Source organism: Acinetobacter sp. YT-02 (assembly GCF_002412355.1).
GTDB lineage: Bacteria > Pseudomonadota > Gammaproteobacteria > Pseudomonadales > Moraxellaceae > Acinetobacter > Acinetobacter towneri.
In genome coordinates, this window is the sequence record NZ_NOZT01000003.1 from 119,066 (window position 1) to 134,398 (window position 15,333).

A 15,333-nucleotide genomic window follows, 5' to 3' on the forward strand; every position below is an offset into this window, starting at 1 on the left:
TTATTTTTTCAGCAAATAGACTACCGATATGCTTGCCTCATTCAACAACAGATTTAATACCTGAGGTCAAACATGAACTTTACAAAACTGAAAATTGGACTACTGGCGGCAGTACTTTCGGCAACAACCTTGAGCGTTTCTGCAAAAGACTTTCTGAATGTTTCCTACGATCCAACCCGTGAATTATACGATAACTTTAACAAAGATTTTGGTGCGTACTGGAAAAAAGCCACCGGGCAAAACATTAACTTTAAACAATCACATGGCGGTTCGGGCAAACAGGCACGTGCGGTGATTGATGGTCTAGGTGCCGATGTCGTGACTTTGGCACTGGCTGCCGATATTGATGAAATTGCCAAACGCGGTCTATTACCTAAAGACTGGCAAAAGAAATTTCCGCACAACTCGACCCCTTATACATCCACAATTGTATTTTTAGTGCGTAAAGGCAACCCAAAAGGTATTCGAGATTGGGGCGATTTGGTCAAACCTGGTGTGGAAATCATTACTCCAAATCCAAAAACATCTGGCGGTGCACGCTGGAACTATTTGGCAGCGTGGGCATGGGCAAAACATCAACCTGCGGGCAATGATGCTAAAGCGCAAGAGTTTGTTCGCCAAATTTATAAACAAACCAAAGTATTGGATTCAGGCGCACGTGGCTCAACCACCACTTTTGCAGAACGTGGCATTGGTGATGTTTTGTTAGCTTGGGAAAATGAAGCCTATTTAGCCGTGCGTGAACAACCGGGTAAATTTGAGATCATCACGCCTTCTCTATCTATTTTGGCTGAACCGCCTGTGGCGATTGTAGAGAAAAATGTGCAAAAAGATGGCAATCAACACTTAGCCAAAGCCTATTTAAACTATCTCTATTCGCCTGCGGGTCAAAACATTGCTGCGAAGAATTATTACCGACCACGTAATGCTACGGTGTTGGCACAATATAAGTCGCAATTTAAACCATTGAAGTTGGTGACGATTGATCAAGAGTTTGGTGGATGGAGCAAAGTTCAGAAGCAACACTTTGAAAATGATGGCATTTTCGATCAGATTGTCAAAGCCAACCAAACCAAATAATACTCCGAAAGGTAAATCATACCAAAGCTCTAGCTGAAAACACCCAAATTGAAAAATGCGGGTGTTTTCACAAACGCATTTTTACCTGATTCACATATATCTCTTTTATTCATATAAAATTCATTTTTAATTATTTTTTTTGCATAGAAACTCTAGTTATCCTTGTTGCAGATTATTTAAAACATGAATTTTACAGCATTATCTTACTGAGTTTTGAATCCAAGTGATCACAGCCAAAGCTGAAAATGATGGGTTCAATTCATATTCAAGCGTTATTCAGATCATTATTTCAGGCTGAAATATGCGAAGGAGCATCGACATGATTCATACCGTAATTGTTCCAGGTGTAGGTGGCAGTGAATATGCGCACTGGCAATCTTGGTTACAACGACAACTCATGTCTTGCTCGCGTGTACAACAGTCAGACTGGAATAGCCCAATTTTACAGAACTGGGTTGCTGAATTTGTCAAAACAGTTGCCCCGATTCAGAACGATATTCAAATTGTGGCGCACAGCTTTGGTTGTCTGACCACAGTGGCAGCCTTAGCACAGCAACCTAAATTGCAGGCGAAAATTAAAAATGTGGTTTTGGTTGCACCTGCTAACCCTGCCCGTTTTGGTGAATCTGGTTTTGCACAACACAGCCAAAGCAATTATTCGGCTTATTTTCAGCAACTTAAATTGGCTGTACCGACACGCTTATTGATCAGTGAAAATGACCCGTGGCTAAGTTTTGCAGATGCACAGGCACTTGCCCAAGCATGGCAATTAACACCGATTAATTTAGGACAAGTGGGTCATATTAATGTTGCATCAGGCTTTGGGGCATTTCCTGAAATTTATGATTATTTGATTGCAGAAAATATGCAATCACATATCAGTATTTCTGATAACAACAAGTATTTATTCAAATTTGCAATTTAATCTTCGCAAATTATGCTTGTGCCGAATTTATCTTTTACTTTTATCTGTTTGTTTTCAAACACTCATTCTCTCTTTTGAGGAGTCATCATGTCGCAGCGATCCAAAGTGCTGCCAGGATTTGGTCTTTCTCTAGGCTTTACCCTAGCGTATTTATCCTTAATTGTTCTTATTCCCTTATCGGCTGTATTTATTAAATCGCTGGGTATCGGTTGGGATGGTTTATGGGAAATTTTAAGTTCAGAACGTATCCAAAAATCTTTGCAACTCAGTTTTAGCGCTGCGCTCATTGCAGCCTTTATTAATGTCGTCTTCGGCTTATTATTGGCATGGTGTTTGGTACGATACAGCTTTCCGGGCAAACGTATTATAGATTCTTTGGTCGATTTACCTTTTGCATTGCCTACTGCAGTTGCGGGTATTGCCCTGACTTCTTTATACGCACCGACTGGCTGGATTGGACAATATTTAGAACCATTAGGCATTAAAGTCGCGTATACCCCTATCGGGATTACCCTTGCCCTGATTTTTATTGGTATTCCATTTGTTGTGCGTACCGTGCAACCCGTACTCAGTGACTTAGAAACCGAGTTGGAAGAAGCAGCATCTGCGCTAGGGGCTAACCGCTTTCAAATTGTCACCAAAGTGATTTTCCCTATTTTATTGCCTGCACTGATTACAGGTTTTGCCCTCGCATTTGCGCGTGGCGTGGGTGAATATGGCTCGGTGATTTTCATTGCAGGTAACCAACCATTTAAAACTGAAATTGCACCCTTAATGATTATTTCTCGTTTAGAAGAATATGACTACGCAGGTGCAACCACAATTGCTGTGGTGATGTTGCTGATTTCTTTTGTCATGCTGTTCTTAATTAACTTATTACAAGCATGGGCAAGTCGTCGCACAGGGAGAGCTGCACGATGAGTTTAAATACCAACAGCAATGCTTTGGCTGAAAAACTACAATCACGCGATGCAACACGTGAACCGACTTGGGTACGCTATACCCTGATTGCAATTGCCTTCATTTTCTTCTTAAGCTGTCTGATTTTGCCGCTGATTTTGGTTTTTGTCGAAGCATTTAAACAAGGCATTGGTGTCTATGCCCAAGCATTGGTGCATCCTGACACTTTATCGGCAGTGAAATTAACCTTACTCACTGCAGCCATTGCCGTACCTTTAAACGTGGTATTTGGTATTGCCGCAGCGTGGTCAGTGGCGAAATTCAATTTCCGTGGTAAGTCGATCCTCACCACCTTAATTGATATGCCTTTTTCAGTTTCTCCTGTCATTGCAGGTTTAATGCTAGTCCTGATTTTTGGTACACAAGGTTGGATGGGCGGCTGGTTGATGGAACACGACATCAAAGTTTTATATGCCGTACCTGCAATTGTGATTGCCACCATCTTCATTACTGTACCTTTTGTGGCGCGTGAATTGATTCCTTTAATGGAAGCGCAAGGCACAGAGGAAGAAGAAGCTGCGATTGTATTAGGTGCATCGGGTTGGCAGACCTTCTGGAAAGTCACTTTGCCAAATATAAAATGGGGTTTAATTTACGGCGTGATTCTGTGTAATGCCCGCGCAATGGGTGAGTTTGGCGCGGTATCTGTGGTATCGGGGCATATTCGCGGAGAAACCAACACCCTACCGCTGCACGTCGAAATTCTCTATAACGAATATACCTTTAGTGCTGCGTTTGCGGTGTCCTCTCTCTTGGCACTTCTCGCGATTGTGACCCTGATTTTAAAAACTTGGGTTGAAATTCGCCAAGAAAAGCAAAACCAACGCAATGAAGATTCAACTGTTTCTTAAGGAATGACCGCATGAGTATTCAAGTTAAAAATATTGAAAAAAATTTTGGTGCATTCCATGCACTTAAAGACATCTCCCTCGATTTTCCAGATGGCCAACTGGTGGCGCTGCTTGGGCCTTCAGGCTGTGGTAAAACCACCTTGTTGCGTATTATTGCAGGATTAGAGTCGGCAGATCGTGGGCAAGTGATATTAGAGGGTCAGGATGCAACCGATGTGCATGTGCGCGAACGTCAAGTTGGATTCGTTTTCCAACACTATGCCCTATTCCGCCACATGACCGTATTTGACAATATCGCATTTGGTTTACGGGTACGTCCACGTGCAACCCGACCTTCAGAAGCCGAGATTAAAAAGCGTGTTATGCGTTTACTCGACTTGGTACAGTTAAGCTTTTTAGCAGACCGTTATCCTGCACAATTATCGGGTGGACAACGTCAACGTATTGCTTTGGCACGTGCCTTAGCGGTAGAACCACGCGTATTGTTATTGGATGAACCTTTTGGTGCGCTTGATGCCAAAGTGCGTAAAGAATTACGTCGTTGGTTAAGAACTTTGCATGATGAATTACACATCACTTCAATTTTCGTGACCCACGATCAGGAAGAAGCACTCGAAGTTGCCGATCAAATTATTGTCATGAACAAAGGTAATGTCGAACAAATTGGTTCACCGCGTGAAGTGTATGAACAGCCTGCAACTCCGTTTGTATTTGACTTCTTAGGTCAAGCCAACCGTTTTGAAGGACAACATCATCAAGGGATTGTGCAAATTGGTGAAGATCGCGTACAACTTCTCAATCAACCGAATGCGCCTCAAGGCAAAGTGATTGCATTTGCACGTCCAGATGAGTTGCATATTCATGCCCAACCACAGGAAAATACCATTCAAGCGACCTTCTTACGTGAGGTTTGGATTGCTGGTAAAGTAGTTGCAGAATTGCAAGATCGTCAAGGGAATTTGATTGAAATTGCACTCACCGCAGATGAAGCGAAACTGCACCAATTCCGCCCAAATCAAACGGTTTGGTTAAGTGTAATCACTTTACATTTATTTGAAAATCAAGTCGCATAAGGACATCAAGATGGAGCCTAACCCGCTCCATCCTTTTTAGGGTTGCACCACTATGAATTTCCAACAACTTAGAATTATTAGAGAAACCGTTCGGCAAAACTTTAATTTAACCGAAGCGTCTGCAGCACTATACACCTCTCAATCGGGCGTGAGTAAGCACATTAAAGACCTTGAAGATGAGCTTGGTGTGCAGCTTTTTGTGCGCAAAGGCAAACGTCTACTAGGTTTAACCGAGCCAGGACAAGCTTTGCTGAGTATTGTCGAACGCATGTTGGTTGATGCAGATAACATTAAACGCCTTGCCGATGACTTTAATAAAGTCGATGAAGGCACGCTCACCATTGCGACTACACATACCCAAGCGCGTTATGTGCTGCCGCCTATTGTGAATTTGTTTAAAAAAGAATTCCCTAAAGTACATTTGATTTTGCAACAAGCCAGCCCTGTTGAAATTGCCGAAATGCTGCTACAAGGTGAAGCCGATATTGGTATTGCAACCGAATCTCTAACCACTGAAGAGAACTTGGCAAGTGTGCCTTATTATGACTGGCGCCACAGCATTATTACCCCGCAAGATCATCCTTTAGCCAGTAAAACTGAGATTAGCCTGACCGATTTGGCAGAATATCCAATCATCACTTATCACGGCGGCTTTACGGGACGTTCTAAAATTGACAAAGCATTTACCGATGCAGGAATTGATGTCAATATCGTTATGTCTGCACTTGATGCCGATGTTATTAAGACCTATGTTGAATTGGGCATGGGCGTAGGCGTGGTAAACAATGTGGCATACGATGCAGAACGCGATTACCGTCTAAAACAAATCCAGACCGATATTTTTGGGGTAAACACCACATGGATTGCGGTTCGCAAAGGACATTTACTACGTGGCTATGGCTATGAGTTTATTTCTTTATGTGCACCAAATGCCGATATTAAAGCTTTAAAACGTATCGCCTATCCTGAAGAATAAAACAATAATGCATAAGAGAGCCCAGGCTCTCTTTTAGTTCTCTGGCAAAATTCTTGCTGATCTAAATGCCTAGAAATAATCAAAATAATGATTTTAATTTATCAGAAACATGAATAAAATATAATCAACAGTAAAAAGCGTAATTTGATTTTAAACACAATTCTATAATTTAGACCAAGGACGTAACATGAAATTTCACATTTTTGTTGGATTGCTGTGTGTCCTGCCGCTAGGTTATGCCTCTGCTGCCGCTTTAGAACGTAGCGGTCAATCGGTACATGCATTATTTGAAAAAGGAAATTATGCGGAAGTCGCTTTGCTACACGTGGATACCAATATTTCAGGTCAGGTACAGCATCAACAAAATATTGCCGAATTAGGCGTTCAAGATTTTTCAACAGGCAATTTAGTCAATAATCAACACTTCATCCAAGCTGCATTAAAATTACAACCACATCCACAAATTTCTGTGGCGTTATTATTTGACCAACCTTATTTTGTTGATGTGGATTATCACTATAGTCCTATTCTTTCAGGTGAACCCTTACCTATAGAAAATGCAGATATTAAGTTTGACTCAAGAAATATTACAGCACTCATTGGCTATCAACCCACACAACATTGGAACCTCTTTACAGGTCTAAGTTACCAGTCATTTTCAGGTGATCTGAAAATTGGTACTCAAGTTGACTATACCTTTTTTGATTATCACGTAAATTTCCCCAAAGACCATGCGTGGGGTTGGTTGGCAGGTGTAAGCTACCAAATTCCTGAATATGCATTTAATACAGCAATTACTTATCGCTCTAAAATCAAGCACAGTACCAATGCAAGCGAAAGTATTTGGGGATTTCCTTTAGAGATTGCACCACAACAAGCAACTGAAATTCAGACCCCTGAATCGGTGAATTTAGATTTTCACACCGGTTTACCTGCACAAAATTTTCTGTACGGATCATTGCGATGGGTCAATTGGCAAGATTTTAAAATTCAACCCACTCAATTTGCTGCAATTCTGCAATCTGAAGGATTAGGTAATCAGTTCAACCTGATTGATTACCAAAAAAATCAATGGTCTACTCGTTTGGGTTTTGCCCATCAATGGTCACCCAAGTGGATCACTGCTGTGGAAGGATTGTGGGATTCTGGTGCAGGTAATCCTGCCTCAAGTTTAAACCCTGTAGATGGTTATGTTGGTGTTGGTACGGGTGCGGTTTATCACTTTGACCCCAAAACGTTTATGATTGCGGGTTTGCATTATTTGCACTTTACCAAGCCAGACACGGTACAACCACAGTCATTGATCACTCAAATTTCAAGTTTTTCTTCACTCGAACAACGTGAGGCTTGAGTTTATCACTTGAAATTAGCACATCGCTTTTAAGACACAAAAAAAACGAGCCGAAGCTCGTTTTTTTGGTTTAGCTGAAACTAACGGATATTACCAGTGGTAGCTTACACCTAGTTTAGCTACTGGCATCCATTCGTATTTGTCATCGTTACGAACTTCATTAAGGTGGTCTTCAACCAATGCAGCATCTTTTGGCGTACCACCATAATAATTTACATTAGTCACAGTTGGGTTGCCTGTATAGTAAGCACCGACTTCACCAAACACGCCCCAGTTGTTGTTAATCTTTGGTGCAAAACCTAGACCTAAATATGGTGCAATATCGTTACTATAATCAAGATCATAGCCAAGTTTACTTAAACCAGTATCTTCGCCTTTAACTTTGATTGTTCCACCATCATTTCGAGCTTGTAGAGCGTATTGTTGATCAATGTAACCAACACCTGCAGCTACATAGACACCTTGTGCCCACTTACTTGGACTAGTACCCCACGGACGAATCTCAGCATTTAAGTAAGTCAAGTTGTTATCCATATCAACATCATAGTTAACATCATCAACTTCTACGTCATCCGACCAAGAAATATCGCCACCGTTATAACCCAGCGCTAAACCCACATACGGGTTTGCAGTCCAAAGTAAGGCACCACCATAACCTGTTGTACCAACTTCAGCACGTACACCCGTTGGAATGAGTTGGTTACGATCAAACGCATAGCCATCTTTTACCACAGCTGTATCTGCCATTGCAGAACCTGCAACTGCTGCCAATACCGAAGCGGCTAAAATTGTATGTAAAGTTTTCATTGTGTTTCTCCTCAAACTAAAACTTTTTGAATTTTCATTCGTTTTGTCATGAGAAAACTATAGAGCATGTTGCGCTCAGCTTTTATGCAAAATTCACCCCGTTTTTGTTATTTTTTGATACAAATTTATTCTTATTGTTTATTGCAAAAGCATTTATTTTCAAAACTTCAACAATTTAGCGCTCAACTTAACTTGTTTTATTTTGCCAAGGATAAATTCCAATCTGTTCCAATTTTTATCTATTCCTCACTCAATATAGTGTAAAATCTTCGGAAATTTTTTTTCTGGTAAGAACATCGATGTCTCAGCTTTCAACAATCATTGAACAAGCATTTGAAGACCGCGCTAATTTCAGCGCTGCAGATTGTCCCGCTGAAATTCGTCAGGCAGTTGAACAAGCAATTGCAGGTTTAGATAACGGCACATTACGCGTTGCTGAAAAAATTAATGGTGAGTGGATCGTTCACCAATGGTTAAAAAAGGCAGTTTTGTTATCTTTTAAACTCAATGATAACAAGCCAATTGAATCTTGTGATTTGCGTTTCTACGACAAAGTAGACACGAAATTTACAGGTTGGACTGACGAGCAATTCAAACAAGCAGGAGTGCGTGTTGTACCGCCAGCAGTTGCACGTAAAGGTTCATTCCAAGCCAAAAATGTGGTGTTAATGCCATCTTATGTCAATATTGGCGCTTATGTAGATGAAGGCACCATGGTTGATACATGGGCAACGGTAGGTTCATGTGCACAAATTGGTAAAAACGTGCATTTATCGGGTGGTGTAGGTATTGGTGGAGTACTTGAGCCACTTCAAGCAAATCCAACAATTATTGAAGACAACTGCTTCATTGGCGCACGTTCTGAAATTGTTGAAGGTGTGATTGTAGAAGAAGGTTCGGTCATTTCTATGGGCGTTTATATTGGTCAATCGACCAAAATTTATGACCGTGAAACTGGCGAAATCCATTATGGTCGTGTACCTGCAGGTTCGGTGGTAGTTTCTGGTAACCTGCCTTCTAAATGTGGCACTTATAGCTTGTATGCTGCTATCATTGTGAAGAAAGTAGATGCAAAAACCCGTGCAAAAACCAGTTTGAACGATTTATTACGCGAAGACTAAACTTTTTTTAGTTTTCCCCATCTCTACGGCCAGCAATGACCGTAGAGATTTTTGTTTTTTTATATACTGTGATGAATTTTATGAGTACCCTCCGATCTTCCGCTATTCCTGTTTCTGATCCGTCTGCGGGTTTACGCATCACGGAGATTTTCTATTCATTGCAGGGCGAAGCCAATACATCGGGCTTGCCAACCGTGTTTATTCGTTTAACGGGTTGTCCATTGCGTTGCCATTACTGTGATACCACTTATTCTTTTGAAGGTGGCGAACGTCAATCTTTAGATGACATCATCCAAACCACGCTAGAATTTAAAACACCGTATGTATGTGTGACGGGCGGTGAACCTCTGGCTCAACCGAATGCACTGCCACTCATGCAACGCTTGGCAGATTTAGGTTGTGAAGTGTCTTTGGAAACCAGTGGAGCTTTAGATATTTCTAAAGTGGATAACCGTGTGTCGAAGGTGCTGGATTTAAAAACCCCTGCATCGGGTGAAATGTCACGCAACTTATTATCAAATTTAGATTTTTTAAACCCACATGATCAAATCAAATTTGTGATTTGCAATCATGACGATTATCTTTGGGCGAAGCAGCAAGTTGAGCAATATCAGTTGCATAAAAAAGTCGATACAGTGTGGTTCTCCCCTGCATTTGCTGTCGAAAAAGGTGCAGTCGCCTTGCCACAACTTGCACGTGATTTGGCACAGTGGATTTTAGCCGACCATCTCCCTGTTCGTTTCCAATTGCAATTACATAAATTGCTTTGGAATGATGAAACAGGTCGTTAATCTCCTCACGAATCCCCATTCGTATTGACGTCAATCTTCACACTTTTGCTCAAGTTCTATCGCTATATTTTAAAATTTGGAGTTCAATTATGCGCCCTCGTGCCATTGTATTGTTATCTGGTGGATTAGACTCAACCACGTGTTTGGCATGGGCACAAGCGCGTTATGAATGTATTGCACTTAGTTTTATGTATGGTCAACGCTCGACTACAGAGCTAGATGCTGCACGTGCCTTGACTAAAAATGCAGGCATTGAGCATCGTGTGATTAATATTGATTTAGGCAACTTGGGCGGTTCTGCCCTGACCGATCACAGCATTGAAGTACCTGATCATGAGCAAGAAGGTATTCCTGTGACTTATGTGCCTGCGCGTAATACCATCTTCCTGTCTTATGCTTTGGCAGCTGCCGAAGTTTTTGATGCAGAAGCAATTGTGATTGGTATTAATGCGGTAGATTATTCGGGCTATCCTGACTGTCGTCCTGAATTTATTGATGCTTTTGCCAATATGGCACGCTTGGCAACCAAAGTTGGCGTAGAAGGCAAACCGTTAAAATTTGAGACACCTTTGTTACATTTATCCAAAGCAAATATTATTCGCTTAGGTATTGAACATGGCGTAGACTATAGTCAAACGGTTTCTTGCTACCAAGCAGATGACCAAGGACGTGCTTGTGGTAAATGTGACAGCTGTCGCTTACGCAAACAAGGTTTTGCCGATGCCAGTGTTGCAGACCCAACGCGTTATATACCGTCATAACAAGGTAAAGTGTATGAAAAATTTAAAATCAAACATTATAGTTTCTGCGATTATGTCTGTTGCTGCATTATTCGCAACAACGACACACGCAAATAATGACAAGTTGCAACAAGCATATAAAAGCACCAATGTAAAAGCAGCTTTAATTAATGTTTGTAAAGAAGAAACTGCAAAAGGCAAAAAACTGACTACAGCTGAAGTAAGCAAATATTGTACTTGTGCAGTAGAAGCAGATGGTAAATTAACCAACGCTCAAAAATGGGAAATTCAAAGCGCAATTAACCAGAAAAAGAGCCCTGCGACTTTAGCTTTTGTACAAAAGCAAAATAAAGATTTGCAAACTTGTTTTGGTCCTCAGCTTACAGGTAAATTAAAAACCTTAACTGAAGAAGCAATGAAAGCGGCTGAGAAAAAATAATTTTTCTTAACAATTTCAACTAGCCACTTTATGTGGCTAGTTTTTTATGTGCATGATTTTGGAGAAAAATATGAGCACGACAATTCAATTACCAAATCAAGCTTTTCCTGCAACCACAGGCGAAGTCAATTTAACCGAACTTGGTACAGATTGGTTAGTGGTGTATTTTTACCCGAAAGATTCTACCCCAGGCTGCACCACACAAGCTGTCGATTTTACTGCGCTAAAGCCACAATTTGATGCGCTTAATACCACCATCATTGGCATTTCGCGCGACTCAGTCAAAGCCCATCAAAACTTTACCGAAAAACAATCTTTAGGCATCAACTTGATTAGCGATAAAGAAGAAGTATTGTGTCAGTTGTTTGATGTGATTAAAGAAAAAAATATGTATGGCAAAAAAGTTATGGGCATTGAACGCTCTACTTTTATTTTCCATCAAGGTCAATTACTGAAAGAATATCGTAAAGTCAAAGCTGCAGGACATGCCGAGCAAGTGCTTGCGGATTTAACCGCTTTACAGGCTTAATTTTCAGCCTCTAAAAAAACACAATGTTCTGGATGATTGAAAGCTTTTTCAATCATCCTTTTTCATTTAAAAACTGGATTACTCCGTCAAATTACTGCTGTCCTGCTGCTGGTATTTGTCTTGTAATTGACGATAAATTTCCGTGTTTTGAAATGCGGTTAAGAAATCAATTGTGCCTTGCGGGAAAAAATTAGGCTGTATTTCCCCACGATAATAAGCCTCACGTGCAGGCGTAGCAGACATGGCATCTTGCAAGCTGTCTAATTCTACCATCTCCCATTCAGGGAAAAACTTTAAATAATAAGACGAGTCATCTTTAAAATGCCCAATTAAACCAACACGATCTTGCGGTTGAATCAATTCACCGACTAAAGATTTGACTAGTTTTTGCCATTTTTCATCATTGTAGACATCTACGACATGCACAAACTTAATCCGTTCTTGCATCTCAGGTGAAAAGTTAGACAAAATCATCTGCTCACGTTCTTTGGCTAAAAACGGATTTTTTAAATTGCGCTCATTTTGTGCAGAACCTAATGCCAAAATCACATAATGACTACGTGCTAACGCAATTTGAATGGTTTGCAAATGCGCCAAATGAAATGGCTGAAAGCGGCCAATGAAAACCAAATAATCAAACGTATATTGCATAATAAATACGCCAATCCTAATTTTGATAACAACATAATGCTATCTGATACGCGGAAATGTCATCCACAACCTGCGTGGTATCAACTCATTATTGTTTTTGCAAGATAATAAATCAAAAACAATAATTGGGCAGGTTTCGTGGATGACAAATGGTTTTGCCTACTTTTGCCAAAACAAAAGTAGGTCGAACCGAAGGTTAATCCTAAAATAGAATTAATAGACGTTAAGATTCCGCCTTGCTTATTCATTTTTTAAATGAACAACCCCAAATTCTAAATAAATTTCACATTGAATTAGGAACGCAAATCTCATCATTCACTAACTTTTTATGAACTCATGAGTTGTGCCAGCGCTGCGAATTTGCGACATAATGAGCCATAAATTCAAACCAATCAAAGCAAGGATAGTACGATGACACTGAGCTGTATTCAACAACCTCACCCACATTTGAATGCGAATTTAGACAATGGCGTACTGACTTTAGCCATCAACCGACCAGAAGCAAAAAACGCGCTGTATGGTGAATTATATTTGTGGATTGCACAAGCCTTAGATGAAGCAGATCAGTCCAACGCAGTACGTTGTGTAATTTTACGTGGCACAGATGCAGATTTTAGTGCTGGCAATGACATGCAAGACTTTATGAAGTCTGCTGCACTTAAAGGACAACTACCTGCTGCCGAAGGCCCTCCATTCATCTTATTAAAATCTGCAGCTAAGTTTTCTAAACCGCTGATTGCAGCTGTACGTGGGGTGGCAATTGGCATTGGTGTCACAATTCTATTACATGCAGATTTGGTATATAGCGACAATACTGCCCTATTCCAAATTCCATTTGTGAGCTTGGGCTTATCGCCTGAAGGTGCATCAAGCAAACTTCTAGTAGAACAAGCAGGCTATCACAAAGCGGCTGAACTGTTGCTAACTGCACAAAAATTCAATAGCGAAACGGCATTATCGGCAAATTTAGTTAATAGCATTGAAACCGATGTCTATGCAACGGCGCAACAAAAAGCAGCACAATTGGCAGCTTTACCATTGGCATCACTTAAACAATCTAAAGCCCTCATGAAACATAATGTCAATGAAATTGTGGCGTGGATTGACCATGAAGCAGAGATTTTTATGCAACGTGTCGGCTCAGCAGAAATGATGGAAGCGGTGCAGGCCTTTATGCAAAAACGTAAACCTGATTTCAGCCAATTTAATTAAACGTTGTTTAACTGAAATGCGATTAAACTCATTTCAAGTAAACTAGACGTTTTAAACCACATTCATCTTGGCTGAATGTGGTTTTTTCTTTATTCGCCCCCATATTCTGCAATGAGCTGTCAATCATTAAAAAATTGAGGAAAATTGTAATGTCTAATCCAAATCCAGCCGATGTTAAAGCTGAAAAAAAAGAACGTTATTTTGAACCTGCACCACAAGATATTGATGTAGAAAACTTTAAAAAAGTCATTCAAAGCCGTCGTTCGGTGCGTAAATTTACCGACAAAGCCATTCCTGCAGAAGTATTGGATGATTGTTTAGATATGGCTTTATTGGCACCAAACTCATCTAATTTACAACCGTGGACTTTTGTCGTGGTGCAAAATCCTGCCAAGAAAAAACAACTGGTTAAAGCCTGCTTAGGACAACTCGCTGCTCGTACTGCAGCAGAGCTAATCGTGTGTATTGCACGTACAGACCGTGTTGATGAAATGGCAAAAAAGAATATCAGCGAGTTCCCTTTTCCTGAAGCACCTGCTGCAGTCAAAAAATATTACAAGTTTATTCCTTATAACTACATGACTGGCTACTTAAACGCAGTAGGTAACTTTAAGAAAGTCGCTTTCAAAATTGCACGTAGTTTAGATAAACAATTACCTGTGACTGCATTTAACCCTGCAGATGCCAAACTTTGGGCAAGTAAAACTACAGCACTCGCCTGTGAAAATATGGTCTTGGCCCTTCGCGCACACGGTTTTGATAGCTGCATGATGGAAGGTTTTGATGAGCCGATGGTACGCAAACTCTTAAAACTGAATGATCAACAATTTCCAGTGATGGTGATTGCTGCAGGTGAACGTGCCGAAGATGGTGTCTTTTTCCCGCAATACCGTTTTGACCGTGACCTGTTTATTCAGAAAGTCTAGGGGCTGTTAACATTTCATAAATGGCTTGCGCTGTAGGCTAAAACTGAGCAGATTAGGCATGAAACGCAAGGAATAGCGAGACTATTGCCAAGTTTCATAACGTAATCTGAGAAAGTTTTAGCCACATGAGCAAGAACAAAGCGCTGCTTTGTTTGCTGCGCAAGGGGACGAGCATATTTTTTGCTGCTATTGCGTTATGAGTCAGTCATTTAGAATAACTAAATTTCCTGCCCCATGCCTTATATCAGCTAAAAAACCTTGCGAGATATATCTCTCACGTCGCAAACATAGATGAAGTGTCAACAGACCCTAATATTTCAACTGTATTTTTAAAACCTAGCCACATTTTGACTCGTGATAAGGCGACAAGGATGTCGCCCGTTAGACTGTGGTACAGGACGTACCATCAGTCTAACAGAGGGCTTTTGTTACTTTTCGCCCGTGAAAAGTAAAATCTATCTACGCAACTTATATTTGCCCCAATCCATATATGAGTGATCGTACAATTCTATTTTTCTTTAAAAATTGGTATTTAAGTCTTTAAAAATTAATATCTAAAAGTTGCATAAACTCAAAGGCAGGCTCTTCGTAAGGATGGCTTGCCTTGAGTGCTTTTGCGACTGCCTGAGCATTTTGCTCAGGCACAATGGTTTCCACTCGCCACTCAGCAACGTGTTCCAAAGCATCTAACTCGCCAACAAACGGATTTGCTCCTTTGACAGGTTTAAATTGCCCTGTGCCTAAAACCTGCCATGCACAATGTTCATAATTGCCAATTCCACCTGCACCCGCTGCAAAAATAGCCAGTTTGGTTTCTTCAAGATGAGATTCAGGCACATAATAAATCAGTTTGAGCATATTTAAGCTTCGCTATCCATTTCACAATTAATTAGAAATTAGC

Annotated in this window: 17 protein-coding genes; 14 read left to right on the forward strand and 3 right to left on the reverse strand. The window is 40.6% G+C overall.

Annotated elements, in window-relative coordinates; translation table 11 throughout:
- Positions 1–72: 72 nt before the first annotated feature.
- The 7 genes from CF596_RS02450 to CF596_RS02480 all read left to right on the forward strand — a co-directional run bounded on the left by CF596_RS02450 (position 73) and on the right by CF596_RS02480 (position 7,216).
- Complete coding sequence (locus CF596_RS02450) at positions 73–1,080, forward strand: sulfate ABC transporter substrate-binding protein (protein WP_004971740.1); 1,008 nt, start codon at positions 73–75, stop codon at positions 1,078–1,080.
- 319 nt (positions 1,081–1,399) lie between these two features.
- Positions 1,400–2,005, forward strand: coding sequence for an alpha/beta hydrolase (locus tag CF596_RS02455; protein ID WP_096901106.1), 606 nt, complete (start codon positions 1,400–1,402; stop codon positions 2,003–2,005).
- Between the two features lie 87 nt (positions 2,006–2,092).
- Entirely contained in the window at positions 2,093–2,926 is an 834-nt protein-coding gene (gene cysT / locus CF596_RS02460) for a sulfate ABC transporter permease subunit CysT (RefSeq protein ID WP_096901107.1), read from the forward strand.
- The gene (gene cysW / locus CF596_RS02465) at positions 2,923–3,816 is read left to right on the forward strand and encodes a sulfate ABC transporter permease subunit CysW (protein ID WP_096901108.1); all 894 of its coding nucleotides are present in this window, start codon (positions 2,923–2,925) and stop codon (positions 3,814–3,816) included. Before cysT ends, cysW begins: the two co-directional genes overlap by 4 nt.
- An 11-nt stretch (positions 3,817–3,827) precedes the next feature.
- Positions 3,828–4,889, forward strand: a complete 1,062-nt coding sequence (locus tag CF596_RS02470; protein WP_004971754.1) for a sulfate ABC transporter ATP-binding protein — start codon at positions 3,828–3,830, stop codon at positions 4,887–4,889.
- A 52-nt stretch (positions 4,890–4,941) separates the two neighbouring features.
- Positions 4,942–5,865 (forward strand): CysB family HTH-type transcriptional regulator, encoded by a 924-nt coding sequence (locus CF596_RS02475; protein WP_096901109.1) that lies wholly within the window; start codon positions 4,942–4,944, stop codon positions 5,863–5,865.
- A 187-nt stretch (positions 5,866–6,052) separates the two neighbouring features.
- On the forward strand, positions 6,053–7,216 hold the full coding sequence (locus tag CF596_RS02480; RefSeq protein WP_096901110.1) for an outer membrane protein transport protein: 1,164 nt from the start codon (positions 6,053–6,055) through the stop codon (positions 7,214–7,216).
- 90 nt (positions 7,217–7,306) lie between these two features.
- Here CF596_RS02480 and carO read toward each other — a convergent pair whose 3' ends face one another.
- Entirely contained in the window at positions 7,307–8,023 is a 717-nt protein-coding gene (gene carO / locus CF596_RS02485) for an ornithine uptake porin CarO (protein ID WP_096901111.1), read from the reverse strand.
- Between the two features lie 299 nt (positions 8,024–8,322).
- On the opposite strand from carO, the gene dapD reads away from it, so the two are divergent.
- The 5 genes from dapD (at position 8,323) to CF596_RS02510 (ending at position 11,643) form a co-directional block, all read left to right on the forward strand.
- Complete coding sequence (gene dapD, locus CF596_RS02490; protein ID WP_004971762.1) at positions 8,323–9,144, forward strand: 2,3,4,5-tetrahydropyridine-2,6-dicarboxylate N-succinyltransferase; 822 nt, start codon at positions 8,323–8,325, stop codon at positions 9,142–9,144.
- Between the two features lie 80 nt (positions 9,145–9,224).
- Entirely contained in the window at positions 9,225–9,935 is a 711-nt protein-coding gene (gene queE, locus CF596_RS02495) for a 7-carboxy-7-deazaguanine synthase QueE (protein WP_096901112.1), read from the forward strand.
- An 89-nt stretch (positions 9,936–10,024) separates the two neighbouring features.
- Positions 10,025–10,696 carry a 7-cyano-7-deazaguanine synthase QueC gene (queC, locus tag CF596_RS02500; RefSeq protein ID WP_096901113.1) on the forward strand — a complete coding sequence of 224 codons (672 nt, stop codon included), beginning with the start codon at positions 10,025–10,027 and terminating at the stop codon, positions 10,694–10,696.
- A gap of 13 nt (positions 10,697–10,709) precedes the next feature.
- A complete protein-coding gene (locus tag CF596_RS02505; RefSeq protein ID WP_004971768.1) occupies positions 10,710–11,114 on the forward strand; it encodes a hypothetical protein in 405 nt (134 codons plus the stop codon).
- Positions 11,115–11,184: 70 nt separating this feature from the next.
- Positions 11,185–11,643 carry a peroxiredoxin gene (locus CF596_RS02510; RefSeq protein WP_096901114.1) on the forward strand — a complete coding sequence of 153 codons (459 nt, stop codon included), beginning with the start codon at positions 11,185–11,187 and terminating at the stop codon, positions 11,641–11,643.
- A 78-nt stretch (positions 11,644–11,721) separates the two neighbouring features.
- Here the strand turns inward: CF596_RS02510 and CF596_RS02515 are convergent, their stop codons facing one another.
- Complete coding sequence (locus CF596_RS02515) at positions 11,722–12,294, reverse strand: nicotinate-nicotinamide nucleotide adenylyltransferase (RefSeq protein ID WP_096901115.1); 573 nt, start codon at positions 12,292–12,294, stop codon at positions 11,722–11,724.
- Between the two features lie 411 nt (positions 12,295–12,705).
- Here CF596_RS02515 and CF596_RS02520 point away from each other — a divergent pair, with 411 nt between their 5' ends.
- Together CF596_RS02520 and CF596_RS02525 are read left to right on the forward strand one after the other, a co-directional pair.
- Positions 12,706–13,506, forward strand: coding sequence for an enoyl-CoA hydratase-related protein (locus CF596_RS02520; protein ID WP_096901116.1), 801 nt, complete (start codon positions 12,706–12,708; stop codon positions 13,504–13,506).
- 149 nt (positions 13,507–13,655) lie between these two features.
- Entirely contained in the window at positions 13,656–14,432 is a 777-nt protein-coding gene (locus CF596_RS02525; protein WP_096901117.1) for a nitroreductase family protein, read from the forward strand.
- Positions 14,433–14,972: 540 nt separating this feature from the next.
- On the opposite strand, the gene CF596_RS02530 is transcribed toward CF596_RS02525, so the two are convergent.
- Positions 14,973–15,290: an NGG1p interacting factor NIF3 gene (locus CF596_RS02530; protein WP_096901118.1), complete on the reverse strand. Its 318-nt coding sequence runs from the start codon at positions 15,288–15,290 to the stop codon at positions 14,973–14,975.
- Positions 15,291–15,333 lie beyond the last annotated feature (43 nt).